General features: G+C 65.9%; 23 protein-coding genes. 15 read left to right on the plus strand and 8 right to left on the minus strand.

Annotated elements, in window-relative coordinates; genetic code table 11:
• Position 1 precedes the first annotated feature (1 nt).
• A complete protein-coding gene (locus QW881_RS28930) occupies positions 2-1,012 on the minus strand; it encodes an aldo/keto reductase (RefSeq protein WP_315758871.1) in 1,011 nt (336 codons plus the stop codon).
• Positions 1,013-1,172: 160 nt separating this feature from the next.
• Positions 1,173-1,595, minus strand: a complete 423-nt coding sequence (locus QW881_RS28935; RefSeq protein ID WP_315758869.1) for a PaaI family thioesterase — start codon at positions 1,593-1,595, stop codon at positions 1,173-1,175.
• A gap of 80 nt (positions 1,596-1,675) precedes the next feature.
• Here QW881_RS28935 and QW881_RS28940 point away from each other — a divergent pair, with 80 nt between their 5' ends.
• Together QW881_RS28940 and QW881_RS28945 are read left to right on the plus strand one after the other, a co-directional pair.
• On the plus strand, positions 1,676-2,305 hold the full coding sequence (locus tag QW881_RS28940; RefSeq protein ID WP_315758868.1) for a CoA pyrophosphatase: 630 nt from the start codon (positions 1,676-1,678) through the stop codon (positions 2,303-2,305).
• A gap of 25 nt (positions 2,306-2,330) precedes the next feature.
• Complete coding sequence (locus QW881_RS28945) at positions 2,331-3,512, plus strand: hypothetical protein (protein ID WP_315758866.1); 1,182 nt, start codon at positions 2,331-2,333, stop codon at positions 3,510-3,512.
• Positions 3,513-3,530: 18 nt separating this feature from the next.
• On the opposite strand, the gene QW881_RS28950 is transcribed toward QW881_RS28945, so the two are convergent.
• Positions 3,531-3,833, minus strand: coding sequence for a hypothetical protein (locus QW881_RS28950; RefSeq protein ID WP_315758864.1), 303 nt, complete (start codon positions 3,831-3,833; stop codon positions 3,531-3,533).
• A 172-nt stretch (positions 3,834-4,005) separates the two neighbouring features.
• On the opposite strand from QW881_RS28950, the gene QW881_RS28955 reads away from it, so the two are divergent.
• The 5 genes from QW881_RS28955 (at position 4,006) to QW881_RS28975 (ending at position 9,098) form a co-directional block, all read left to right on the plus strand.
• On the plus strand, positions 4,006-4,482 hold the full coding sequence (locus QW881_RS28955; RefSeq protein WP_315758863.1) for a hypothetical protein: 477 nt from the start codon (positions 4,006-4,008) through the stop codon (positions 4,480-4,482).
• Positions 4,483-4,690: 208 nt separating this feature from the next.
• A complete protein-coding gene (locus QW881_RS28960) occupies positions 4,691-5,653 on the plus strand; it encodes a TAXI family TRAP transporter solute-binding subunit (RefSeq protein WP_315758862.1) in 963 nt (320 codons plus the stop codon).
• Between the two features lie 156 nt (positions 5,654-5,809).
• Positions 5,810-7,903 carry a TRAP transporter permease gene (locus QW881_RS28965; protein WP_315758899.1) on the plus strand — a complete coding sequence of 698 codons (2,094 nt, stop codon included), beginning with the start codon at positions 5,810-5,812 and terminating at the stop codon, positions 7,901-7,903.
• The gene (locus tag QW881_RS28970) at positions 7,900-8,274 is read left to right on the plus strand and encodes a DUF1850 domain-containing protein (RefSeq protein WP_315758861.1); all 375 of its coding nucleotides are present in this window, start codon (positions 7,900-7,902) and stop codon (positions 8,272-8,274) included. The genes QW881_RS28965 and QW881_RS28970 overlap by 4 nt, the downstream gene beginning before the upstream one ends.
• 23 nt (positions 8,275-8,297) lie before the next feature.
• Complete coding sequence (locus QW881_RS28975) at positions 8,298-9,098, plus strand: SDR family oxidoreductase (protein ID WP_315758859.1); 801 nt, start codon at positions 8,298-8,300, stop codon at positions 9,096-9,098.
• A gap of 160 nt (positions 9,099-9,258) precedes the next feature.
• Here the strand turns inward: QW881_RS28975 and QW881_RS28980 are convergent, their stop codons facing one another.
• Positions 9,259-10,029, minus strand: a complete 771-nt coding sequence (locus QW881_RS28980) for a hypothetical protein (protein WP_316159174.1) — start codon at positions 10,027-10,029, stop codon at positions 9,259-9,261.
• A gap of 320 nt (positions 10,030-10,349) precedes the next feature.
• Between QW881_RS28980 and QW881_RS28985 the strand changes: the two genes are divergently transcribed.
• The 5 genes from QW881_RS28985 to QW881_RS29005 all read left to right on the plus strand — a co-directional run bounded on the left by QW881_RS28985 (position 10,350) and on the right by QW881_RS29005 (position 15,894).
• Positions 10,350-11,099 (plus strand): tetratricopeptide repeat protein, encoded by a 750-nt coding sequence (locus QW881_RS28985; RefSeq protein ID WP_315758898.1) that lies wholly within the window; start codon positions 10,350-10,352, stop codon positions 11,097-11,099.
• A 101-nt stretch (positions 11,100-11,200) separates the two neighbouring features.
• Positions 11,201-12,583: a tetratricopeptide repeat protein gene (locus QW881_RS28990; RefSeq protein ID WP_315758897.1), complete on the plus strand. Its 1,383-nt coding sequence runs from the start codon at positions 11,201-11,203 to the stop codon at positions 12,581-12,583.
• Positions 12,584-12,705: 122 nt separating this feature from the next.
• Positions 12,706-14,610 carry a propionyl-CoA synthetase gene (locus QW881_RS28995; protein WP_315758857.1) on the plus strand — a complete coding sequence of 635 codons (1,905 nt, stop codon included), beginning with the start codon at positions 12,706-12,708 and terminating at the stop codon, positions 14,608-14,610.
• Positions 14,611-14,706: 96 nt separating this feature from the next.
• On the plus strand, positions 14,707-14,979 hold the full coding sequence (locus QW881_RS29000; protein ID WP_315736121.1) for a hypothetical protein: 273 nt from the start codon (positions 14,707-14,709) through the stop codon (positions 14,977-14,979).
• Positions 14,980-15,162: 183 nt separating this feature from the next.
• On the plus strand, positions 15,163-15,894 hold the full coding sequence (locus QW881_RS29005) for an OmpW family protein (RefSeq protein ID WP_315736122.1): 732 nt from the start codon (positions 15,163-15,165) through the stop codon (positions 15,892-15,894).
• A gap of 266 nt (positions 15,895-16,160) precedes the next feature.
• Here QW881_RS29005 and QW881_RS29010 read toward each other — a convergent pair whose 3' ends face one another.
• On the minus strand, positions 16,161-16,853 hold the full coding sequence (locus QW881_RS29010) for a DUF1013 domain-containing protein (protein ID WP_315736123.1): 693 nt from the start codon (positions 16,851-16,853) through the stop codon (positions 16,161-16,163).
• Between the two features lie 267 nt (positions 16,854-17,120).
• On the opposite strand from QW881_RS29010, the gene ispH reads away from it, so the two are divergent.
• The 3 genes from ispH to rnhA all read left to right on the plus strand — a co-directional run bounded on the left by ispH (position 17,121) and on the right by rnhA (position 19,673).
• Complete coding sequence (gene ispH / locus QW881_RS29015; protein WP_315716301.1) at positions 17,121-18,089, plus strand: 4-hydroxy-3-methylbut-2-enyl diphosphate reductase; 969 nt, start codon at positions 17,121-17,123, stop codon at positions 18,087-18,089.
• Positions 18,090-18,237: 148 nt separating this feature from the next.
• On the plus strand, positions 18,238-19,212 hold the full coding sequence (locus tag QW881_RS29020; RefSeq protein ID WP_315736124.1) for a homoserine kinase: 975 nt from the start codon (positions 18,238-18,240) through the stop codon (positions 19,210-19,212).
• Positions 19,209-19,673, plus strand: coding sequence for a ribonuclease HI (gene rnhA, locus QW881_RS29025; protein WP_315736125.1), 465 nt, complete (start codon positions 19,209-19,211; stop codon positions 19,671-19,673). The genes QW881_RS29020 and rnhA overlap by 4 nt, the downstream gene beginning before the upstream one ends.
• 128 nt (positions 19,674-19,801) lie before the next feature.
• Here the strand turns inward: rnhA and QW881_RS29030 are convergent, their stop codons facing one another.
• The 3 genes from QW881_RS29030 to QW881_RS29040 form a co-directional block, all read right to left on the minus strand.
• On the minus strand, positions 19,802-20,287 hold the full coding sequence (locus tag QW881_RS29030; RefSeq protein WP_315716297.1) for a peroxiredoxin: 486 nt from the start codon (positions 20,285-20,287) through the stop codon (positions 19,802-19,804).
• A 157-nt stretch (positions 20,288-20,444) separates the two neighbouring features.
• Positions 20,445-22,136 carry a long-chain fatty acid--CoA ligase gene (locus tag QW881_RS29035; RefSeq protein WP_316159175.1) on the minus strand — a complete coding sequence of 564 codons (1,692 nt, stop codon included), beginning with the start codon at positions 22,134-22,136 and terminating at the stop codon, positions 20,445-20,447.
• Between the two features lie 191 nt (positions 22,137-22,327).
• Positions 22,328-23,743, minus strand: coding sequence for a D-alanyl-D-alanine carboxypeptidase family protein (locus tag QW881_RS29040; protein ID WP_316159176.1), 1,416 nt, complete (start codon positions 23,741-23,743; stop codon positions 22,328-22,330).
• Between the last annotated feature and the right edge of the window lie 85 nt (positions 23,744-23,828).

Consider the following 23,828-nt stretch of genomic DNA (forward strand, 5'->3'; position numbering starts at 1 on the left):
CTCAGCCCACCCGCGGCCTGCGGCCCTCGATCGGATAGGCCGGATCGTTGTAGCCGGGCGTCGAGGCGTGGCCGGTCACGACCAGCCGGTCGATCAGCGCCTCGTCGTCGGCGGCGAAGGGATAGTCGAGCGCGCGGATGTAGTCGTCCCATTGCGCCTCGGTGCGCGGACCCGCGATCACGGAGCTGATGAAGGCGGAGTTGAGCACCCAGGACACGGCGAACTGTCCCGGCGTGAAGCCCTTCGTCTCGGCGTGACGCTTGATCTCCTGCGCCAGCTTCAATGACTCGGGCCGCCACTCGGTCTGCATCATTCGCGTATCGTTGCGGCCGGCGCGGGTGTCCGTGTCCGGCGGCGCATCGGGGCTGTACTTTCCGGTGAGCACGCCGCGCGCCAGCGGGCTGTAGGGCACGACGCCGAGGCCGTAATAGCCGCAGGCCGGCAGGTGCTCGACCTCGGGCATCCGGTTCATCGCATTGTAGTACGGCTGGCTGACGACAGGGCGGTCGATGCCGATGGCGTCGCAGAGATTGCAGATCTCGGCGAGCCGCCAGGCGCGGTAATTGGAGACGCCGAAATAGCGGATCTTGCCGGCACGCATGAGATCGCCGATCGCGCGCACGGTTTCCTCGAGCGGCGTCGCGTGATCTTCTCTGTGCAGGTAGTAGAGGTCGATGTGCCCGGTGCCGAGCCGCCGCAGGCTTTCGTCCGCGGCCTGCAGCACCCAGCGCCGCGACAGGCCGGCGCGGTTGGGATCGTCGCCCATCGGATTGGCGAGCTTGGTGGCGACGATCCAGCGGTCGCGCTCGCGCGCGATGGCGCGGCCGACCACCTCTTCCGAGACGCCCTTGTTGTAGGCATCGGCGGTGTCGATGAAGTTGATGCCGGCGTCGCGCGCCTTGGCGATGATGCGAGCGGATGTTGGCTCGTCGGTGGGATCGCCGAACATCATCGTCCCCAGGCAGATCGGCGACACCTTCAGGCCGGAACGGCCGAGCTGGCGATATTGCATTCTTGCCTCATTTCAAACCGTCACCATCGCGGGCGAAGGGGATACGATAACTCTCTCAGCGCGTCATTGCGAGCGCAGCGACGCAATCCAGGGCCGGGTCGGGACTCTGGATTGCTTCGTCGCTACGCTCCTCGCAATGACCGAGAGGCGAGATCACGGCTCACTCGCTCTTCAGAATCTTGAACACGCCCGAGGCCATCGCGATCACGCGATGACCGGCCATGACCTCCGTGGTGATGAACACCAGGCTGCGGGTGATCCGCACCACATGCGGCCGCGACACCAGGGTCTCGCCGATCTTGCCGGACTCGACGAAATGCGTGTCGAACTGGATCGTCGCCATGTGCTCCTTGCCCGCGGCGTAGCGGGCCGTCATGCCGCAACTGCGGTCGGCGAGCGTCATGATCACGCCGCCCTGAACCAGGCCGCGGCGGTTGTGGTGCTTGTCCTCGGTGACGATGGCGTACTCGTGGACACCGCCGACGACCCGCTGCCACAGCGGGCCGATCAGATGCAGGAAGCCGGAGGTGTCGACGATCTCCCAGCCGTCGGACGTCATCCTGGCCGCGGCTGATCTCGTCATCGCTGAAGACCCTTCCCGTTGTGGCCCGAGCCGGCCTGGAGGTCGTTTCATCTGTCGCCGGCCTGGTGTAGTCAAGCTGCATGCCGATGCCGTTCGACGATGCCACGAGGCGGAAAATCGCAAGCTGCTGTGCCGGTTTCGTGCGGCTGGAGGCGGCTGCGGCGGCGGCCTCGCTGAAGCGCGCGGCGGTGGTGATCGCGCTGGCCCCGCACCACGAGACCGGCGACACGGCGCTGCTGCTCACTCTGCGCGCTGCCGGGCTGCGCAGCCATGGCGGGCAATGGGCGCTGCCGGGCGGACGCTGCGACGCCGGCGAAACGACGGTCGCGGCCGCGCTGCGCGAACTCGCAGAGGAGCTCGGGCTGATCCTGGCGCCGGATGCGGTGCTGGGCCTGCTCGACGACTATCCGACACGGTCGGGCTATCTGATTACCCCCGTCGTCGTATGGGCGGCGAATGGCCGCACGCTGCGGCCGAATCCGGACGAGGTCTCCTCGGTGCACCGGATCGGCCTCGACGCGATCACGGCGGATGACGCGTTCGATTTCACTGCGATCCCCGAGAGCACGCGGCGCGTCATCCGTTTTCACGCCCGCGAGGGTCTCATTCACGCGCCCACCGCAGCGCTGATCTATCAGTTCCGCGAGGTCCTGTCCGGCCGCGACACCCGGGTGCACGAGCTGGAGCAGCCGGTGTTCGCCTGGAAGTAGCCGCCGTTTCGGCTACAAGGGCGGCATGCTGCATCAGCCGATTCGCACCCTTGCCCTGATTCTCGCCTGCGCCGTTTCCGGCGCGCTGCCTTTGCTTGCCGCGGAACCCGGCTCACCGGTCGCGCCGCGCGAAGCTTTGGCGCAGATGGCATCGCCGGCTGCGATTGCGGAGTATCGGCGCAAACTCGCCGAATATCAGCAGGCGCGGGCGGAGTTCGACCAGGAGGCGGGCGCCTATTGGAAGGCGATCGCCGACAAGCGCCGTGCGCGCAATGCCAAGCGCCGCGACCGCCAGCCGATCGGGCTCGACGACTATGTGCTGGAGCAGCCGCCGGTCTACACCGGGCCGAAGCGGCCGGTGAACCCCGAGCCGGAACCTGAGGGCGAGCCGCGCGAGCGCAAATACATCCCCGTGGTCGCCGACCTCGTGAAGGCGGCACAGGAGCATTTCCAATGGTCGCCGCAGCGCCCCGCCAACGACATCGATTTCAAGCGCGCCTATGCGCGCTTCGCCGCGGCGTCGGGACTGACGCGCGAGCAGGCGGTGCGGGTCTATGCCTTCGAGACCGGCGGCAACGGCAAGCATGACTCGCAATCGGGCTTCAAGGGCAACCGCGCGATCTCGACGGCGATCGGCTACAATCAGCTCTTGACCACCAACAGTGTCGAGCTGCTGGCAGAGCAGGGCCCGCTGTTCATCCGCCTGCTCGGCGAACGCGCGGCGCAGACGTCCGGCCCGGCGCGTGGCGCGATGGAGCACAAGCTCGCGGTCCTGAAGAAGATGGTCGCGATTGCGCGCTCCGTGCCGGACGACTGGTCGGCGCATGAGAAGATCGGCAATACGCCGCAAGGCTGGGCCATGCACGCGATGGTGCTCGACATCGACGTCGGGCCGATGCTGCAGACCCACAAGCTCTTGACCTCGGTGCTGTTCGCGCGCGCCAAGGGCTACACCCGGCTGCTTTCGGCCGCCGAGCTCGAGATGATGAATCTCACCGGGGACGGCACCGGCTTCGACATGGTGACGATGCCGCTCGAGATGCGCGATCAGGTTCCGACCGCCAACTTCTTCCAGCGCGGCGGCTACGAGCGCAATCCGGTCGCCGTTCGCCACAACACCGTGGCGAAGCTGCTTGCGGTGACGGATGCCAGGATGGACTCGCTCAGCGGCCTGCCCGGCGCCAAGGAGCTGGCGGCGGCGTTCTGAGGCTGCGCTCGCTCGCCTTCACTCATCCGCGCCGAACGAGAAGCTGCCGTCGCTGTCGAGATAGGGGGCCGTCCGCATGTAGAGCTGACCGTTCTGGCCGACGAAGAACAGCGTGCCCTTTGGCACCTTCTTGGCGCCCTTGAGCAGCATGTCGGCGTTCTTGGTGCCCATCTTGTAGGCGAGCGTCTTGCCGTCCTTGCCATAGGCGTAGCCCATGTCGGGCTTCAGCTCCCACGGCTCCGGCGGTGCCGCGCGCGCCGCGCTGGTCAGTGCGCCCAGCGCACCGAGGGCGATAAGGGCTTTCAGAACCGGGCTCTTCATGTCCTCCTCCAATCGATGTCGTCTCGAACAAATCACGAACGCCGAGGCGGCGTCAACGTCGCCCCGTCGCAGCGCAGTGATCGTTGGCGGATTTTAAATTCGCCGATCTCGCGATTATCCTGCAGCGTGGTTTAGAAACATAGGCCAAGAAAACACTTTGGGGATGATTCGGATGAGCCTCGTCACGAAGATCGGTTGGGTTGCGGCGTTGTCGCTGGTGACGTTGTCGTCCGCCCGGGCCGACGACTTCAAGCTGTCCAACAACCAACGCATCGCCTGCAGCCGCGGTCTCGCCGCCGGCAAGCTCAATACGGCCGTCTGCAAGTCCTACGCCTACCTCTTCAACGTGAAGACCTCGGAATATTTCCGCTGCCAGGTCTCACTGTCGCTGACCCGGGACAACAAGGAGGTCATCAACGTCCAGACCGACGGCGGCTGTACCAGGAAGCCGCGCGTGTTCGACACCGATTCCAAATACGAGTTCGACGCCACCGAGACCGAGCCGGCGAACACCAACTCCTTCTTCGGCAATGGCGGCTACTCGATCTGGGTGGCGGATGCGACCCAGCAGAAGGTGCGCGGCTGCATCACGATCTCGTCCGGGCTCGGCTCGGACATCTCCAAATGCCTCGACATGACGTTCCAATGATCGGTGGCCTCGCGAGGGAGGCGGCCCGCCGCATTGGGCTGCACCTGCGGTTCAAGCTGGTGATACTGTCAATGTAAGATTGAACGCGGGGCGCATCGGTCCCGGCCTCGCGCCGTGGGAGCGGGAGCGGCTGGTGCGCCAGTCTTTCGGATGGGTTGACCCAGCGCCCGCAGCCGTCCAATTTGCCGCAAAATCAATGGGAGGATCCATGCGTTTCTCGAAAATCTCTGGCACTGCAACCGGTTTCATTCTGGCAGCCGCCTGCCTGCTCGCGGCACCAGCGGCGCAGGCGCAGAGCTTCATCAACGTGCTCACCGGCGGCACGTCGGGCGTCTACTATCCGCTCGGCGTCGCGATCGGGAAGATCTACGGCGACAAGATCCCCAATGTGAAAACCCAGGTGCAGGCAACCAAGGCCTCCGTCGAGAACCTGATCCTGCTGCAGCAGGGACGCGGCGAGCTCGCCTTCGCGCTCGGCGACTCCCTGAAGGCCGCCTGGAACGGCGAGGAGGAGGCCGGCTTCAAGTCCAAGCTGGACAAGCTGCGCACGATCGGCGCGATCTATCCGAACTACATCCAGATCGTCGCGACGGCCGAGTCCGGCATCAAGACGCTGGCGGATCTCAAGGGCAAGAGCCTGTCGGTCGGCGCGCCGAAGTCCGGCACCGAGCTCAACTCGCGCGCGATCCTCGCCGCCGCCGGCATGAGCTACAAGGATCTCGGCAAGGTGGAGTATCTGCCCTTCGCCGAATCCGTCGACCTGATGAAGAACCGGCAGCTCGGCGCCACCTTGCAGTCGGCTGGCCTCGGCGTCGCTTCGTTGAAGGATCTGTCGACCTCGTCGCCGATCACGGTGGTGTCGGTGCCGAAGGAGGTCGTCGACAAGATCGGGCCGCCCTTTGTGGCGGCGACCATCCCGGCCAACACCTATACCGGCCAGGACAAGGACGTGCCGACCGCGGCCGTGATCAACTATCTCGTCACCAGCTCGGCGGTATCAGACGATCTCGCCTATCAGATGACCAAGCTGATCTTCGAGTCGCTGCCGGAACTCGCCAATGCGCATGCCGCCGGCAAGGAGATCAAGCTGGAGACGGCGGCGCAGGACAGCCCGGTGCCGCTGCACCCCGGCGCGATCCGCTACTACAAGGAAAAGGGCATCCTGAAATAAGGACGCTGCTCGCCCGGCCTGCCTTGCAGGCCGGATCATTCGCAACCGGCTGCGCGGGAAACCTCCCGCGCAGTCTTGTCGTTCAGGTGATTGCGGCCATGGTCAGCAGCGCCTGATGGGCGCGTTGGGGGGATCATGACGATCGAAGCCGTGAACATGGAAACGCCGGTCAAGGTCGAGTTCGACAATTTCGAGCACGGCTTTCCGGAAGGCTTCGGTCCCGGCCGCTGGGGCTATCTGGCCTACGGCATCGGGCTCGCCTTTGCGATATTCCAGCTCTACGTCGCCGCCTTCAACTATCTGCCGAGCCAGGTCGTCCGCGGCGTCCATGTCGGCTTCCTGCTGCTGCTGACCTTCGGCCTGATCGGCAACTTCACCGCCAAGACCGATGCGGGGCGCATCGCGGGCTGGACCATCGGCGCCATCGGCTTCCTCTGCGGGCTGTACCAGTGGATCTTCTATGCGGATCTGATCGCGCGCGACGGCGATCCGACGCGCACCGATCTCGTGGTCGGAACCCTGCTGGCGGTACTGATCTTCGAGGGCACGCGCCGGCTGATGGGGCTCGCGCTGCCGCTGATGTGCGGCGCCTGCCTGTTGTACTGGTTCTTCGGCCAGTATCTGCCGGCGCCGCTCAACCATCGCGGCTATGATTTCGATCAGATCGTCACGCATCTGTCGTTTGGCACCGAGGGCTTCTACGGCGTGCCGATCTACGTCTCGGCGACCTACATCTTCCTGTTCATCCTGTTCGGCTCGTTCCTCGAGCATGCCGGCATGATCCAGCTGTTCACCGACGTCTCGCTCGGCCTGTTCGGGCGCACCCGCGGCGGTCCTGCCAAGGTCGCGGTGTTCGCCTCCGGCATGATGGGCACGATCTCGGGCTCGGGTGTCGCCAATGTCGTCACTGTCGGCCAGTTCACGATTCCGCTGATGATCCGGTTCGGCTACCGCCGCGCCTTTGCGGCCGGCGTGGAAGCCACCGCGTCGATGGGCGGACAGATCATGCCGCCCGTGATGGGCGCGGTCGCCTTCATCATGGCCGAAACCCTGGGCGTGGACTACTCGGTCGTCGTCAAGGCCGCCGTGATCCCGGCGATCCTGTATTTCGCCTCGGCGTTCTGGATGGTGCACCTGGAGGCCGGCAAGCACGGCCTGACCGGCATGAAGCCGTCAGAGATCCCGAGCGCCTGGAAGGCGCTGGTGGCGCGCTGGTACCTCGTGCTGCCGCTCGCCGCGCTGGTCTACATGCTGTTCGAGGGTTTCACGCCGCTGTATGCGGGCTCGATGGGACTCGCGCTGACGGTGGCGCTGATCCTGGGGACCTCGATCACCATGGGCTTCTCCAACCAGGTGCTGCGCTACGTCTTCTGGATCGGGCTCGCGCTCGTCGTCGGCGCGCTGTCGCGCAACGGCCTGCAGATCATTCCCGTCGCCTCCGTCGTCGTCGCGCTCATCGTCATCACCGGCTTCGTGCGCGGCGGAATGGGCACCTTGCACGCCTGCCGCGATTCTCTGGCTGAAAGTGCGAAGTCGGCGCTGACCGTCGGCATGGCCTGCGCGATCGTCGGCGTCATCATCGGCATGATGACGCAGACCGGCGTCGGCTCGATCTTCGGAAGCTGGGTGATCGGCCTCGGCAAGACCAGCCTGTTCGCGGCGCTGATCATGACGATGCTGCTGTCGATCCTGCTCGGCACCGGCATCCCGACCATCCCGACCTACATCATCACCGCGGCACTGGCGGCCCCCGCGCTCGCCAAGCTCGGCGTGCCCCTGATCGCGAGCCACATGTTCGCGTTCTACTACGGCATCATGGCCGACCTTTCGCCACCGGTCGCGCTGGCCGCGCTGGCGGCCGCCCCGATCGCCAAGGAGAATCCCGACAAGATCGGCTGGGAGGCGATGCGGATCGCGCTCGCCGGCTACGTCATTCCGTTCCTGTTCGTCTACTCGCCCGCGCTGATGCTGCAGCCAGGTGACCCGATGGAGGCGCAACTCGGCTTCATCGGCGCGGTGGCGTATGCCTCCGTCAAGGCGCTGATCTCGATCGGCCTGTTCGGCATGGTGGCGATCGGCTTCCTGTACGTGCGCATGACCCTGGTCGAACGCCTGCTGGCGTTTGTCGCGTCGGTCTGCCTGCTCGGCGAATTTCCCTACAGTGACGTGCTGGGATTTGCCCTGGCGGTGGTGATCGTGGCGTGGCAGTGGCGGCAGCGGCCGCCGGCTGCCGTGGCGGCTTCCGCTTGAGCCTCTGCCTCGCGTCATCGGGTGTGGTGAAGGCGCTGACGCTCGCCGGCTTCACTTTGGCTTGGACCCACTCGGTCGAGAAGACCGCGTGGCAGGAGGATTGGCGCGTCACGGCCGATGGTCTCGAACTGGTGCAGGCGCGCGTCAAGGGCTCGGGCGCGGGCATGGAGCCGCCGCCGGAGGCGCGGCTGGTCGACGGCTGGTTCCAGTGGCAGACCCAGCGGGGGCCGCTGTCGCGGATCGTGCTCGCCAATTCCGGCGCGGCTGGGGAGTGGCGCATCTGTGCGGACGGGCAATGCCGGACGCTGTCGGACATTTTCGGCCATGACATCGGCGCCGCGACCATCACGATGAGCGCCTGTAGCGAATAACGAATAAACGACGGGAGAACGCGATGGATCGTCTCAGGGGCAAGGTGGCGCTGGTGGTCGGTGCGGGCTCGATCGGGCCGGGGTGGGGCAACGGCAAGGCCACGGCCGTGACCTTTGCGCGACAGGGCGCCAAGGTGTTCTGCGTCGACCGCAACAAGGACGCCGCCGCGGAGACGGCCTCGATCATTTCAGGCGAAGGCGGGCAGGCCGAGGCGTTCACCGCCGATGTCTCGAAGGCGGTCGAGGTCGAGGCGATGGTGAAGGCTTGCGTTGCCGCCTATGGCCGCATCGACGTGCTCGACAACAATGTCGGCATTGCCGAGATGGGCAGCGTGGTCGATGTCGATGAAGCGGAATGGGACCGCGTGTTCGCGGTCAACCTGAAGAGCGCCTATCTTGCCATGAAGCACGTCATTCCAGTGATGATCGCGCAGGGCGGCGGCTCCATCATCAACATCTCCTCGGTAGCCTCGATCCGCCAGGTCGGCATTTCCTATGTCAGCTACGGCGCCAGCAAGGCGGCGATGAACCAGATGACGCGCACGACCGCGGTCGAGTTCGCGCCGAAGCACGTCCGCGTCAATGCGATCCTGCCCGGGCTGATGAAGACGCCGATGGTCGAGCACTCCGCTGGGCTGGCTGCGAGCTACGCCAAGGGCGATGTCGAGGAGATGTGGCGCAAGCGCGATGCGCAGGTGCCGATGGGGCATATGGGCGATGCCTTCGACGTCGCCAATGCCGCCTTGTTCCTCGCCTCCGACGAGTCGCGCTATGTCACCGGCACCATGCTGGTGGTGGATGGCGGGTTGACCTGCAGGAGTTAGATCTCGCCGCTCTCGTCATTGCGAGCGAAGCGACGTGTCCGCCGTAGCTCGAAGAGCGAAGGCGGAAGCAGTCCGGAGTCTCTCGGGAGCTCTGGATTGCTTCGTCGCCTTCGGCTCCTCGCAATGACGGTGGTGTGGAACGGCTTTGTCTTGTTGAGGGCTATTGCGCCATCGCCAGCATGCCGCCCGCGAATGCATGCCATGCCGAGGTCACGCTGATCGGCCAGTTCAGGAGCTTCACGGCGATCAGCGCGAGCCCGCCATAGACGTAGACCGGGTGGACACGTCCGAACGTGCGGCGGTCGTGGATGATGGCGACGACGAGCAGCAGGTAGGCGACGAAAGCCGGCGGGATCGTTACGAACACCGGCGGCGGGCCGAGCGGGCCGGGCGGCGCCAGGAATGTCAGGAACCAGCGCGCCACGGCGGCGTCGAGCAGCGAGATGCCGGCGAGCAGCATCAGCCGCTTGTGCGTTTCCGGCCGGCGCAGATGGACAACCGCGAGCGTAAAGACCACGGCAAAGAAGGCGATGCCGCTGAGCGGCACGATGGCAAAGGCGATGCCCTCATTGACCTGCCCCATTGCCGCAGAGCGCTTCATCGCCTCGATGGCAACGAGGAAGCCAAAGATCGTCATCGCCGTGGCGAGCGATACGCCGAAGATGCCGAGCGAGCGGTGCCGCGCCGTGCGTCCGGATGCGGCAAGCCAGCTCTGCAGCGCGAAATACAGAGTCCAGGTGAAGAACAGGAAGCCGTGGAAATGAATCACGGGCGCGCCGGAGAATGAGCCGCGGGCCAGTGGCAGCCAGTAGGTCGGTGCGAAGCCGATGATCGCAATGGCCATGCAGGCCAGAGCCATGTTGAAATAGAAATAGCGCGCAGGGGACGCAACGACGCCGCGTGCGCGCGAATTGTCGGTCAGAATAGTCATGCGGTTGTGTCTGCTGGGATCGCAACAGGTTCAAATGGCGACCGAGGGCATCGCCGGGGGCGCGCATCCACAACATCGCGAGGGGAATGCGCGGCACGACCACACGCATTTTTGTCGGGCCGCAATCAGCTCGCGAGCGCCCGTTCGCAAGGGGCGCCTTCTGCAGGAAAGGACTGTCGCACCGCGGCTGCCGCTGTATAGTTGAAGTCGCCGCGGCGGCGGCTACGCCCGCGCCGTGCCGGATCGCCCACGACCTGAGAGAGCCATCTGCCTTGACCGCATCCGTCTCCTCATGGGCTGCAGCCGATCGCCGGGATGGGATGCTGTGCCTCGCTGCGCTTGTCACGCTCGGATGGCTGGTCTCGACCCAGGCCCATGCGGTCGGCGCGGCCGAGCCCGGCAAGGAGCCGGCGGTGGATGCCGGTGCCTGTATGGCGGCCTCGGAGGCGCGCGATGGCGACAAGGTGCTCACCGAATGCGGCGCCGTGATCGACAATCCCAAGGCCGCGAGGGCCGACCGCATCAACGCGCTGATCGCGCGCGCCTCGATCTTCATCACCAGGGGTGAGATCGATCGCGCCATCGCCGACTACGGCGTTACCTTGCAGCTCAACCCGACGCTCGCCAGCATCTTCAATGCGCGCGGCGAACTGCATCGCAAGAAGGGCGACCGTCCGAAGGCGCTGGCCGATTTCGCCGCGGCGCTGCGGCTCAATCCGGATCACGCCAGCGCCCGCAGCAACTACCACGCGCTCGCAGTGGAGCTCGAGCGCCTGGGCGCGCAGATGGCCGTCGCGGGCAGGCCGAGCTTCAATTGCGCCATGGCGCGGCGCGCCGTGGAGAAGGCGATCTGCGCCGATCCGGAGCTCGCCAATCTCGATCGCGAGATCGACGGCGCGCAGGCCCGCGTCGTTCGCGAGGCGGCCGGCCCCGCCGCGGCACGCGCCCTGCAGCGCGAGCAGGACGCGTTCATCGCGCGGCGCAACGCCGGCTTTGGCAAGCCCGGCTACGATCTCAAGAAGGCGATGCAGGACCGCCTGCGGCGGCTGAACGGCGTCGACGGCTATTGACCATCGGCGTGGCCGCTTGAACCGGGTTCCGGCCGGAGACGACAACGGGGGAGATCAGCGTCTCACCCGCAACAGTCGAAATTCGAGCCGAGTCCATGCCGATGCACGCTTTCATTCGTTCGATATCATCCCGCTCATCCTACCTCGCGCTGGGTCTTGCAGCCGGTCTTGTTCTTGGCCTCGGGGCCCGGCCTGCATTCGCCGCAGACCCCGAATGCGCTTTGGGCAGCAAGGCGCCCCCGTCCGAGCTCATCACCGCCTGCTCGACCGCAATCGAGCAGGCATCGAGTTCGCCGAAGGATCAATCCATCGCCCTGGTTGCCCGCGCGGACGCCCGTGCGCGTATCTCGGGCGGCCTGACCCAGGCCCTGAAGGACCTCGACCGTGCCATCGCGCTCGATGGCAAGAATGCGCGCGCCTACCGGCTGCGTGGCGACCTGATGCGCGAAGCCGGTGGCGATGCCGGCAAGGCGACCGCCGATCTGAGCATGGCGATCTCGCTCGATCCGAATGACGCCGAAGCCTTTGAGCTGCGTGGCGTTGTCCATACCGAGCAGCGTCGTCTCGATCGCGCTCTGGCCGACTACGATCAGGCGATCCGGCTGAAGCCCGACTACGCGCAGGCCTATGCCGACCGGGGCGTCGCCTTCTACCTGCGCGGCGACAATGAGAAGGCCGTGCGCGATTATGACGAGGCGATTCGGCTCGACCCGAAACGGCCGCGCACATTCACCAATCGTGCCGCGGCCTACAAGAAGCTCGGCCAGTTGGACAAGGCGCTGGCCGATGACGACGAGGCGATCCGGCGCGATCCGAAGGTGTCGGAATATTATGACAATCGTGGCCTCACCTACGCCGCCATGAAGGAGTACGACAAGGCGATCGCCGATTATGACCAGGCGATCAGGATGGAGCAGCGGGCAAATTTCTTCACCAACCGCGGCGATTCCCATCAGTTCAAGGGCGAGCTCGGCGCGGCGCTCAGCGACTACGACGCCGCGCTGCGGCTCGATCCGAATTTCGCGCTCGCCTACAACAACCGGGCGGTGCTGTACAAGAAGATGGGCGAGCGCGCCAAGGCGCTGGCCGACTACGAGGCGGCGCTGCGGCTGGATCCCGGTAACGACAATGCCATTGCCGGCCGGCGCGTCATGCTGGCCGAGATCAAGAAGTTCGGCGCCGAGCCGCCGCGTCCGTTGAACGTCCCGTCGGAGCGCAGCGGGCCGTCCTTCGACTGCGCCACCGCCGTACGCGAGGTCGAGAAGGTCATCTGTGCCGACCCGCAGCTCTCGGTGCTCGATCTCGGCATTTCCGAAAGCTACGCCCGGCTGCTGAAGTCCTCGCGCGGCCGCGCCGCTGCCGAGCTGCGCAGCAGGCAGCGTGACTTCATCGCCGAGCGCAACGCCCGCTTCGGCAAGCCGGGCTACGACCTTCGTCTAGCCCTGCAGCGTCGCCTGGATACCCTCCGCGACGCAGTGCATTGATCCGGCCCGGAAAATGGCCCGGACGTCCGGCCCGCCTGATCTGGATCAATTCATGACGGCTTGAACTGTCGCTTTGTCCCGTGACAATAGTCGGGAATAAACACAGATCTTGGGGAAACGTCATGAGCGCTGCGAGCCGCTATCACGAGGTCCATGCACGGTCGCTGCAGGACCCCGAAGGGTTCTGGGCCGAGGCCGCCCGCGCGATCGATTGGATCGAGCCGGCCAAAAAGATCTTCGATCCGTCGATGGGCGCCTATGGCCGCTGGTTCACTGGGGCCGTCGTCAACACCTGCTACAACGCGCTCGATCGCCACGTTGCCGCCGGCCGCGGCGAGCAGTTGGCGCTGATTCACGATTCGCCGCTCACCAGCTCGGTCACCAAGCTCACCTATGCCGAGATGCTGAAGGAGGTGCAGACGCTCGCCGCGATCATGCAGGATTTCGGCGTCGGCAAGGGTGACCGCGTCATCCTGTACATGCCGATGGTGCCGGAAGCGATGGTCGCGATGCTCGCCTGCGCGCGCATCGGCGCGGTGCATTCGGTCGTATTCGGCGGCTTCGCGGCCAAGGAGCTCGCCACCCGCATCGACGATGCGACGCCAAAGCTCGTGCTGTCGGCGAGCTGCGGCATCGAGCCCGGCCGCATCGTGCAATACAAGCCGCTGCTCGACCAGGCGATCGAGCTCGCCGACAACAGGCCCAAGGCCTGCATCATCCTGCAGCGTCCCGAGCATGTCTGCGAGCTCAAGCCCGGCCGCGATTACGACTGGGCCGCGCTGCGGAAGTCCGCGCTCGCCAATGGCAAGGCGGCGCCGTGCGTGCCCGTGCTGGCGACCGATCCGCTCTACATCCTCTACACGTCGGGCACGACCGGCAAGCCGAAGGGCGTGGTGCGCGACAATGGCGGGCACCTCGTCGCGCTGAAATGGTCGATGGAGAATCTCTATGGCATCAAGCCGGGCGAGGTTTGGTGGTGCGCCTCCGACATCGGCTGGGTGGTCGGCCACAGCTACATCATCTACGGCCCGCTGATCCATGGCGCGACGTCGGTGATGTATGAGGGCAAGCCGGTTGGCACGCCCGATGCCGGCGCGTTCTGGCGCGTCATCAGCGACCACAAGGCGGTGGCGCTGTTCACGGCGCCGACCGCGTTCCGCGCCATCCGTAAGGAGGATCCCGAAGGCACGTTGCTGCGCAAATACGATTTGTCACAGTTCCGCACGCTGTTCCTCGCCGGCGAGCGCGCCGACCCGCCGACCGTGGAATGGGCCGAGCAGCAGCTCAAGGTGCCGGTCATCGACCACTGGTGGCAGACCGAGACCGGCTGGTGCATCGCCGGCAATCCGGTCGGCCTTGGCCTGTTGCCCGTGAAGCACGGCTCGCCAACGGTGCCGATGCCGGGCTACCAGGTCGACATCGTCGACGAGGCCGCCAAGCCCGTGCCCGCCAACACCATGGGCTCGATCGTGATCAAGCTGCCGATGCCGCCGGGCTGCCTGCCGACCCTGTGGCAGCAGGAGGACCGCTTCAAGGAATCCTATCTCAGCGAATTCCCCGGCTACTACAAGACCTCGGACGCCGGCTACAAGGACGAGGACGGCTACGTCTTCGTGATGGGCCGCACCGACGACATCATCAATGTCGCCGGCCACCGGCTCTCGACCGGCGGCATGGAGGAGATCCTGGCCTCGCATCCGGACGTCGCCGAATGCGCCGTGCTCGGCATCAAGGATGCGATCAAGGGCGAGGTGCCCTGCGGCTTCCTCGTGCTCAAGGCCGGCGTCTCGCGCAGCCCGTCTGTAATCGAGAAGGAAATCGTGGCGCTGGTGCGCGACAAGCTCGGCCCCGTCGCTGCGTTCAAACTCGCCATCACCGTCGGCCGGCTGCCGAAGACGCGTTCGGGCAAGATCCTGCGCGGCACGATCAAGAAGATCGCCGACGGCGAACAATGGAGCATGCCGGCCACGATCGAGGATCCCAAGGTGCTCGAGGAAATCGGCGAGGCGCTGAAGAGCCGCGTCTGACGCGCCGCCGCTGAACGTGCCCCGGGCTTGACCCGGGCGCGCATTGTCGTCAAGCAACGGCCGAGACCAGCCCGATTGACGAGAATGGAACGTTCGATGCGACAGACCTCCGCCCGCCTGGCCTTGGTGCTGATGGCCGTATTTTCGCTCACGGCCTGCGCCTCCCGCAACCAGGGTCCTGCAGTGGCGCTCGGCAATGACGATGACGATGCGGTCTGTCAGGCCGGCGGCAAGGTCGCGCCGGGCTCCGCCGAATATGTCGCGTGCCGCAAGGACCGCGACGTGCAGCGGCAACGTGCCGAGGCGCGCGCCGATCGCCGGCAGCGCGATCTCGGCGAATATATGATGAACCATCCCGATCGTCCCTGAGCGCACGTGCAAGCGCCTCTCATGGCGCGTGACTTCGATGCAACAGTTGCGTGACATCGGCACTGCAACAATGCCGATTGATTGAGATCAAATCCAAGTCCATGGCGTCCCTGCCACATCTGCGACCGCAAGGCGCGGCTGTGCCCGCGCAAATGTTGCTCAAGGGTGGCTATGGGGACTTCGATGAACAGAATCTTGAAACTTTCGTCGTCGCTGCTGGTGCTGGCGGCGATCTGCGGAGCCATGGGCTCGGCGCAAGCAGCCGACCTGCAGGCGGCGCCGGTCTACACCAAGGCGCCGGTGGTCGAAGCGTGGAATCCGTGGATGCTTCGTGTGCGAGCGCTCGGCGTGCTGCCGGATGCCGGTGGCTCCAGCGTGAACGTGACCGGCGTGCCGGCGCTGTCGTCGCCGAACTCCGGCCTGTCGATCTCCAACTCGGTCGTGCCCGAGCTCGACATCAGCTACTTCTTCACCAGGAACATCGCGGCCGAGTTGATCCTCGGCGTCACCCGGCATTCCATCGGCGGCACCGGCTCGCTCGACGGTCTCAACATCGGCAAGGCGTGGCTGCTGCCGCCGACGCTCACCCTGCAGTATCACTTCACCGATTTCGGCGCCTTCAAGCCCTATGTCGGTGCCGGCGTGAACTACACGGTCTTCTTCAACCAGAGCGCCGCGAACCAGGTGTGGAACGGTCTCGCCGTCACCAACCTGCACATCTCCAACCAGTGGGGCGCCGCGGTCCAGTTCGGCTTCGACTACATGCTCGACAGGCACTGGGGCCTGAACGTCGACGTCAAGAAGCTGTGGCTGCAGCCGAACTACTCGGCAACCGTCAACGGTGCAATTCCGGTCACCGGCCGCGCCAACATCGATCCGTGGCTGGTCGGCGTCGGCGTCACCTACAAGTTCTGATCTTTTCAGTTCCTCCCAGACTGCCATGGCGCCGGCATCCCCGGCGCCATTTTTTTGGGAGGTTCGTTGGTCGCGGGTCTCGGGCCTGACCACGGCTGTCGTCCCGGCCTTGAGCCGGGACCCATCCGCGAGTCAGGAACGGAAGGCTTAGTCACAACCGGCTCGGGCAGTTGCGCGATCCTGTGGCTAGGGTCCCAGCGTTCGCCGGGACGACAGCGAAGGACGTGTCACGCACCTTTGGCGATCGAGAGACGGACGCCCGCGTCCTACTCCTCGTCGTCCTGCTTCTTGCCGCCGATGGTCTTGAGCTTGGCGAACACGGCGTCGACGTTGAGGTCGTCCTCGTCGCGGCCCGCCGGCTCGTACTCGTCCTTGCGGGTGGTCTCGGAGGCCGGGAGCAGGGTGGCGCCGCTGTAATTGGCGTCGAGCGGCTTTTCCTTGGCGGCACGCTGGACCTCGAAGTCGAGCTCGATCTGCGAGCACAGGCCGAGCGTCACCGGATCCATCGGCGTCAGCGTCTGCGCGTTCCAATGGGTGCGGTCGCGCACGCTGGCGATGGTGGTCTTGGTGGTGCCGACCAGGCGCATGATCTGGGCGTCCTTGAGCTCGGGATGGTTCCGCACCAGCCAGAGAATGGCGCTCGGGCGCTCGTGGCGGCGCGACACCGGGGTGTAGCGGGGGCCCTTGCGCTTGGGCTGCGGCGGCAGCACCACCTTGCTCTCCTGCAGCCGCAGGCGGTAATTCGGGTCGCGCTCGGCCTTCTCGATCTCCTCACGGGTGAGCTGCCCGGTCGAGATCGGATCCATGCCCTTGATGCCCTGGGCGGCGTCCCCGTCGGCAATGGCGCGCACCTCGAGCGGGTGCATCTTGGTAAAATCGGCGACCTGGTCGAAGGTCAAGGCAGTATTGTCGACCAGCCACACGGCAGTTGCCTTCGGCATCAGCGGGGCGTTGCTCATGGCAAATCTCCTTTGTGCTCCGCCCCGGCCCTGGAGGCGAAACCTGCGGTCATCGGCGATGACGGGAATTGGCCCTATATAAGCCGTCCCGGGGGCATGGCGCAATGGCCTGGAGAAAACGGCCTTGACAGCGCTCGAAAGCAGTCCCAAGTCCTACCCAAACCAGTGTCAGACCCAAGCTCCTCGCGTATCGACCGCCCCCGCTTGCCGGCCCGGGGGTCCGTGGTCGCCGAAACCAGCCCGCAAAGATCAGCTTAGACCAGCCCCATGGCAGCCAAACCAGACCTCAAAATCGTGCTTTGCTCGCCGCGCGGCTTCTGCGCCGGCGTGGTGCGCGCCATCGACACCGTGGAGCGGGCGCTCGCCATCTATGGCGCCCCGGTCTATGTCCGCCACGAGATCGTGCACAACAAATACGTCGTCGACAGCCTGAAGACCAAGGGCGCCATCTTCGTCGAGGAACTGGCGGAGATTCCCGACAGTACCAACGCACCGGTGGTATTTTCGGCGCATGGCGTGCCGAAATCGGTTCCGGCCGAGGCCCAGGCGCGCAATTTCTTCTCCCTGGATGCGACCTGCCCGCTGGTCACCAAGGTCCACCGCGAGGCGGCGATCCACTTCAAGCGCGGCCGCGAGATCCTGCTGATCGGCCATTCGCACCATCCGGAGGTGGTCGGTACCGTCGGCCAGCTTCCGGCGGGCGCCGTGACGCTGATCGAGACCGCCGAGGACGCGGCGACCTTCACCCCGAAGGATCCCAACAACCTCGCTTTCGTCACCCAGACCACGCTGTCGATCGACGACACCAAGGATATCGTCGCGATCCTCAAGGGCCGTTTCCCGAACATCTCGGGCCCGCACAAGGAAGACATCTGCTACGCCACCACCAACCGCCAGCTGGCGGTCAAGAAGGTGGCGCCGGTGGTCGACGCGCTGATCGTGGTCGGCGCACCGAACTCGTCGAACTCGCAGCGCCTGCGCGAGGTCGCCGAGCGCGAGGGCTGCCCGATTGCCGTGCTGGCGCAGCGTGCCTCGGACATCGACTGGGCGCGCTTCGAGGGCATCAAGAGCCTCGGCATCACCGCCGGCGCCTCGGCGCCGGAGGTGATCGTCGAGGAGATCATGGGCGCCTTCGCCGAGCGCTACGTGCTCCATGTCGAGACGGTCTCGGCGGCGGAAGAGAACGAGTTCTTCCCGCTGCCGCGCTCGCTGCGGCCGGAAGCCGCGGCCGAGTAAAGGCGGCCGCTTCTTTTCCGCCCTCGGCGGCCTCTCGGCCTTGAACGCGGCGCCCGCATGCGCGATGAAGGGCGCTACGGGCCTGTTCGGTGACGAAGTTCGCATCGGAGAGGCGGGGGCAGGCGAACTTCGATAATTGGGATAGCGCATGGCGGTCTATACCGACGTCGCCGCCGACGAGCTTGCGGACTTCCTCAAGACCTACGACATCGGCGAGCTGCTCTCCTACAAGGGCATCGCCGAAGGGGTCGAGAACTCCAACTTCCTGCTGCACACCACCAAGGGCTCCTTCATCCTCACGCTGTACGAGAAGCGCGTGGCAGTGGACGATCTGCCGTATTTTCTGGGGCTGATGGCCCACCTCGCCGAGCGCGGCGTGAGCTGTCCGCAGCCCGCCCGCAACCGCGACGGGGCGGTGTATTCGAGCCTGTCCGGCCGGCCCGCGGCGATCATCAACTTCCTGGAAGGCATGTGGCCGCGCAAGCCGAACGTCACCCACTGCGCCGGCGTCGGCGCGGCGTTGGCGCAGATGCATCTGGCCGGACGCGACTTCCCGCTGGTGCGCAAGAATCCGCTCTCGGTCGCCGGCTGGCGGTCGTTGTTCGCCCAGGCCGCCGACCGCGCCGACACGGTGCAGGCCGGCCTCTCCGCGCTGCTCTCCGCCGAGCTCGATCATCTCGGGCGCTCCTGGCCGACGCATCTGCCGGAAGGCGTCATCCACGCCGACCTGTTTCCGGACAACGTGTTCTTCCTCGGCGACAAGCTCTCGGGGCTGATCGACTTCCCGTTCTCCTGCAACGACATTCTGGCGTATGACGTCGCGATCTGCCTCAACGCCTGGTGCTTCGAGGCCGATCATTCGCTGAACGTCACCAAGGCGCGCGCCTTCTTCAATGCCTATGGCCGCGTCCGGCCGCTGTCGGAGGCCGAGCAGGAGGCGCTGCCGCTGCTGGCGCGCGGCGCCGCGATCCGCTTCCTGCTGACGCGGCTGGTGGACTGGCTCAACGTGCCTCCCGGCGCGCTGGTGAAGCCCAAGGATCCGCTCGAATATGTCCGCAAGCTGCGCTTCCACCAGGCGGTGACCAGCGTGCGCGACTACGGCATCGGTGGAGCCGTGGCGTGAGCGAGCATCCGGTCGTCAGCATCTACACCGATGGCGCCTGCTCGGGGAATCCGGGGCCGGGCGGCTGGGGCGCGATCCTGCGCTTCGGCGACAAGGAAAAAGAGCTCAAGGGCGGCGAGCCGCACACGACCAACAACCGCATGGAGCTGATGGCCGCGATCTCCGCGCTGGAAGCGCTGAAGAAGTCGTGCCAGGTCGAGCTCTACACCGACAGCCAATATGTCCGGCAGGGCATCACCGGCTGGATCCACGGCTGGAAGCGCAACGGCTGGAAAACCGCGGACAAGAAGCCGGTCAAGAACGCCGAGCTCTGGCAGCGGCTCGATGCCGCGCTGAAGCCGCACAAGGTCAATTGGCACTGGGTCAAGGGCCACGCCGGCCACGCCGAGAACGAGCGCGCCGATCAATTGGCGCGCGATGGCGTGGCGATGGCCAGGATGCAGAAGAACGTGCGGGGCTGAGGTCTTCTACGGTCGTGAGTTTGATCGTCGTTCCGGGGCGACGCGAGAGCGTCGAACCCGGAATCTCGAGGTTCCGGGTTCGCTTCGCGCCCCGGAACGACTGATCATCTGCAGCAGTGCGTGTTTACTTACAGCTGCCCGAGCAGGGTGTCTCCGCCGGAGACCTCGACCTTGCCCGGCGCGGCTTCGAGGTTCAGCTTCTTGACCACGCCGTCCTCGACCAGCATCGAATAGCGCTTGGAGCGGATGCCGAGGCCGGCGCCGGACGCGTCGAGCTCCATGCCGATCGCCTTGGTGAACTCGGCATTGCCGTCGGCCAGGAACACGGCCTCGTCGCGCTGGTCGGTGTCGCGCTTCCAGGCGTTCATGACGAAGGCGTCGTTGACCGAGACGATCGCGATGGTGTCGACGCCCTTGTCCTTCAGCGCATAGGCGTTGAGGAAGATGCTCGGCAGATGCATCTTGTGGCAGGTGCCGGTGTAGGCGCCGGGCACCGCGAACAGCGCGACCTTCTTGCCCTTGAAGATGTCGTCGGTGGTTTTGACCTGCGGGCCCTCGCCGGTCATGACGCGGAATTGGGCCTGCGGCAGCTTATCGCCAACCTGGATGGTCATTCGAGTTACTCCTTCCCCTGGATGTGTCTTTTGAATGTGTCTTGCGCGGTGCGCGCTACACTATTCGGCGCGCCGGAAACGGCAACGGCCCGCCGTGATCACGTATCCGTCATCGCACGTCCCTCATCGCATGCCGGCGCTTGCGGCGCCAATGGACTCAGGCGGCCGCCGCCGGCTTCTTCTTCTCGTCGCGCAGCTCCCGGCGCAGGATCTTGCCGACATTGGTCTTCGGCAGCTCGGTCCTGAACTCGATCTGCTTCGGCACCTTGTAGTTCGTGAGCTGCTCGTGGCAGTGCTTGATGATGTCCTCGGACGTGAGGTCGGGATCCTTCTTCACCACGAAGGCCTTGACGACCTCGCCGGTCTTCTCGTCCGGCAGCCCGATCACGGCGGTCTCCAGCACGCCCGGATGGGTCGCGATCACTTCCTCCACCTCGTTCGGATAGACGTTGAAGCCGGAGACCAGGATCATGTCCTTCTTGCGGTCCACGATCTTGATCGCGCCGTCCGCGGCCATCACGCCGACGTCGCCGGTGCGGAAGAAGCCGTCCGATGTCATCACCTTGGCGGTCTCGTCGGGACGATTCCAGTAGCCTGCCATCACCTGCGGGCCCTTGGCGCAGATCTCGCCGGGTTGTCCCAGCGGCACTTCGTTGCCGTCGTCGTCGCGGATCGAGAGCCAGGTCGACGGCAGCGGCAGGCCGATGGTGCCGGTGAATTCCGTCGAAGTCGGCACGTTGCAGGTCAGCACCGGCGCGGTCTCCGACAGGCCGTAGCCTTCGGCGATGCTGCAGCCCGTCACCTGCTTCCACTGCTCGGCCACCGGGCGCTGCACGGCCATGCCGCCGCCGTTGGAGACCTTCAGCTTGGAGAAATCGATCTTGCGGAAGTCAGGATGATGCAGCAGGCCGTTGTAGAGCGTGTTGACGGCCGGGAAGGTGGTGACCTGATACTTCATGAGCTCCTTGATGAAGCCGGGGATGTCGCGCGGATTGGGGATCAAGAGATTGGCGCCGCCCGCGCGCACCGCGAGCAGGAAGCAGCAGGTCAGCGCGAAGATGTGGTAGAGCGGCAGCGCGCAGACGATCAGCAACTGATCGACATGCGGCGGCTTGTCCATCACTGGCTGCAGCCACGCATCGTTCTGCAGCACGTTGGCGACGACGTTGCGATGGAGCAGCGTGGCGCCCTTGGAGACGCCGGTGGTGCCGCCGGTATATTGCAGGAAGGCGACGTCGTCCGGACCGATGGTGGGCTTCTGGAAGCGCTTGCCGCGGCCGGTCGCGAGCGCATCGTTGAAGGGCACGGCACCCGGCAGCGAGAACGCCGGCACCATCTTCTTCAGGCGGCGGACGACGAGGTTGACGATCACGCCCTTGAAGCCGAGCAGGTCGCCCATGCTGGCGACGACGATGTGCTTGACCTGGGTGTGGCCGACCACCTGCTGCACCGTGTGAGCAAAGTTCTCCAGCACGATGATCGCTTCGGCGCCGGAATCCTTGAGCTGGTGCTCGAGCTCGCGCGGCGTGTAGAGCGGGTTGACGTTGACGACGGCGTAGCCCGCGCGCAGCACCGCGGAGATCGCGATCGGATATTGCAGCACGTTCGGCATCATCAGCGCGACGCGCGCGCCCTTGGCCAGCCCAAGGCCCTGCAGATAGGCGCCCAGCGCGACCGACATGTCGTCGAGCTCGCGATAGCTGATCGCCTTGTCCATGCAGATGAAGGCGCGGCGATCGGCGAATTTCCTGAAGCTCTCTTCCAGCAGGTCGACGAGCGACGGGTATTTGCCCGGATCGATATCGGCGGGAACGCCGGCCGGATAGTGCTTGAGCCAGATGCGCTCCATGACCCTTCCTCTCTGATCGTCTCTTGTTCGTGTATTGGCGTCCGCCAGCCTCGCTCGGGAAACTGGCGGCGGCCAATATCGAATTTCCGGCCCTTCAAGGCAAGCGGCCGGCGTGTCGACGAAAGCGGCAGGGTAAGGAGGCCGGGCGGAGGCTGGGCCCAGTCGGCTGCGGCCCTATGGGCCGCGCCGGATCAGCCGTCCTTCGGCGCGGGCTTGCCGGCCGTCTTCGGCTTTGCGGCGGCCTTGGGCTTGGCGGGCTTGGGCGCGTCGGGGCCTGTCTTTTCCGCCGGTTTTGCGCCGGCATCGTGCTTGGCGGCGACGTGGCGTGCCGCGCCCGGCTTGGCCTCCGCCGGTTTGGCCTCCGGCTTCGCTGCGGCCTTCGCATCCGCATCGGTCTTGGCGGCGGTCCGGGTGGCCGGCTTGGCATCCTTCCGCGCGGCGGCATGCGCCTTCTTGCCGCGGTGTCTGGCCGGGGTCTGAGCGTCGGCATCGGCGGCGACGGCGGCGATCAGCGCCGCGCCGGTGCGCGTCGGGCCGGTGTAGACCAGCACCGGCTCGGACGGGACGGGCGCCGCCGCCAGCAGCTCGGACGGCTTCATGGTCGGCGCCTGCAGGCCGGCGAGCAGGGTGCCGCCGGTTGCTTCGCCGTCTGCGCCGGCAACGGTGTCCTCGTCGTCGTCGCTGGCTGGTCGGTGGCGGCGGCCGTTGCACATGTCGTCGCGCAGGTTGGGCGGCGTCGCGTCGACGGGGGCCAGCTGATCGACTGTGCCGAGCGGCGATTTCAGCCAGCTCAGCTGGTTGCCGTTGAAGCCGCGGTCCAGCATCTGGATCGCGCGCACGGCGCGCATCTGTCCTGAGGAGGCGCCGAGCACCACCGCGATCAGGCGCTTGCCGTTGCGGGTCGCCGACGCCACGAGATTGTAGCCGGAGGCGCAGATGAAGCCGGTCTTGAAACCGTCGGCGCCGGGATAGCGCCCGATCAGCTTGTTGAAGTTCTGCACGACGCGGCGGCCGTAGCGGATCGACGGGATGTGGACGAAATATTCGTACTCGGGAAGATCGCGGATGATGGCGCGCGCCAGGATCGCGAGATCACGCGCCGAGGTGATCTGGCCGTCGGCAGGCAGTCCGTTCGGGTTCACGTAGCTGGTCTGCGTCATGCCGAGCTTGCGGGCGGTGTCGTTCATCATCGCCGAGAAGCCGTCGATGGAGCCGCCGACGCCCTCGGCCAAGACCACCGCCATGTCGTTGGCGGACTTTACCAGCATCATCTTCAGCGCGTTGTCGACGGTGACCTGCGTGCCGGGCCGATAGCCCATCTTCGACGGCGACTGTGATGCCGCGGCCGGTGAGACCGTGAACAGCGTGTCAAGCGTGATCCTGCCGTCCTTGACCGCCTTCAAGGCGACATAGGCCGTCATCAGCTTGGTGACCGACGCGGGATACCATGGATAGGTCGCGTTCTGCGCTTCCAGCACCTTGCCGGTATCGGCTTCGACGAGCAACAGCGCCTCGGCGCTGGCCCAGCGGGGCGTGAGCACGAGAGCGGCAGCGAGAGCGATGATCTTGATCGGGGCGTAGCGGAACAACAGGCGAAGCGTCTGCACTGGTCTGGTCCGGTCCTTTGAGACCCGCCTCGCGCGGCGAGGTGGGCAAGCGGGCTTTCGGGTTTCAAGCGTGTCCGGCGCCGCT

The sequence above is a fragment of the Bradyrhizobium sp. SZCCHNS3016 genome, from assembly GCF_032484535.1.
In the GTDB taxonomy this organism is placed as follows: domain Bacteria; phylum Pseudomonadota; class Alphaproteobacteria; order Rhizobiales; family Xanthobacteraceae; genus Bradyrhizobium.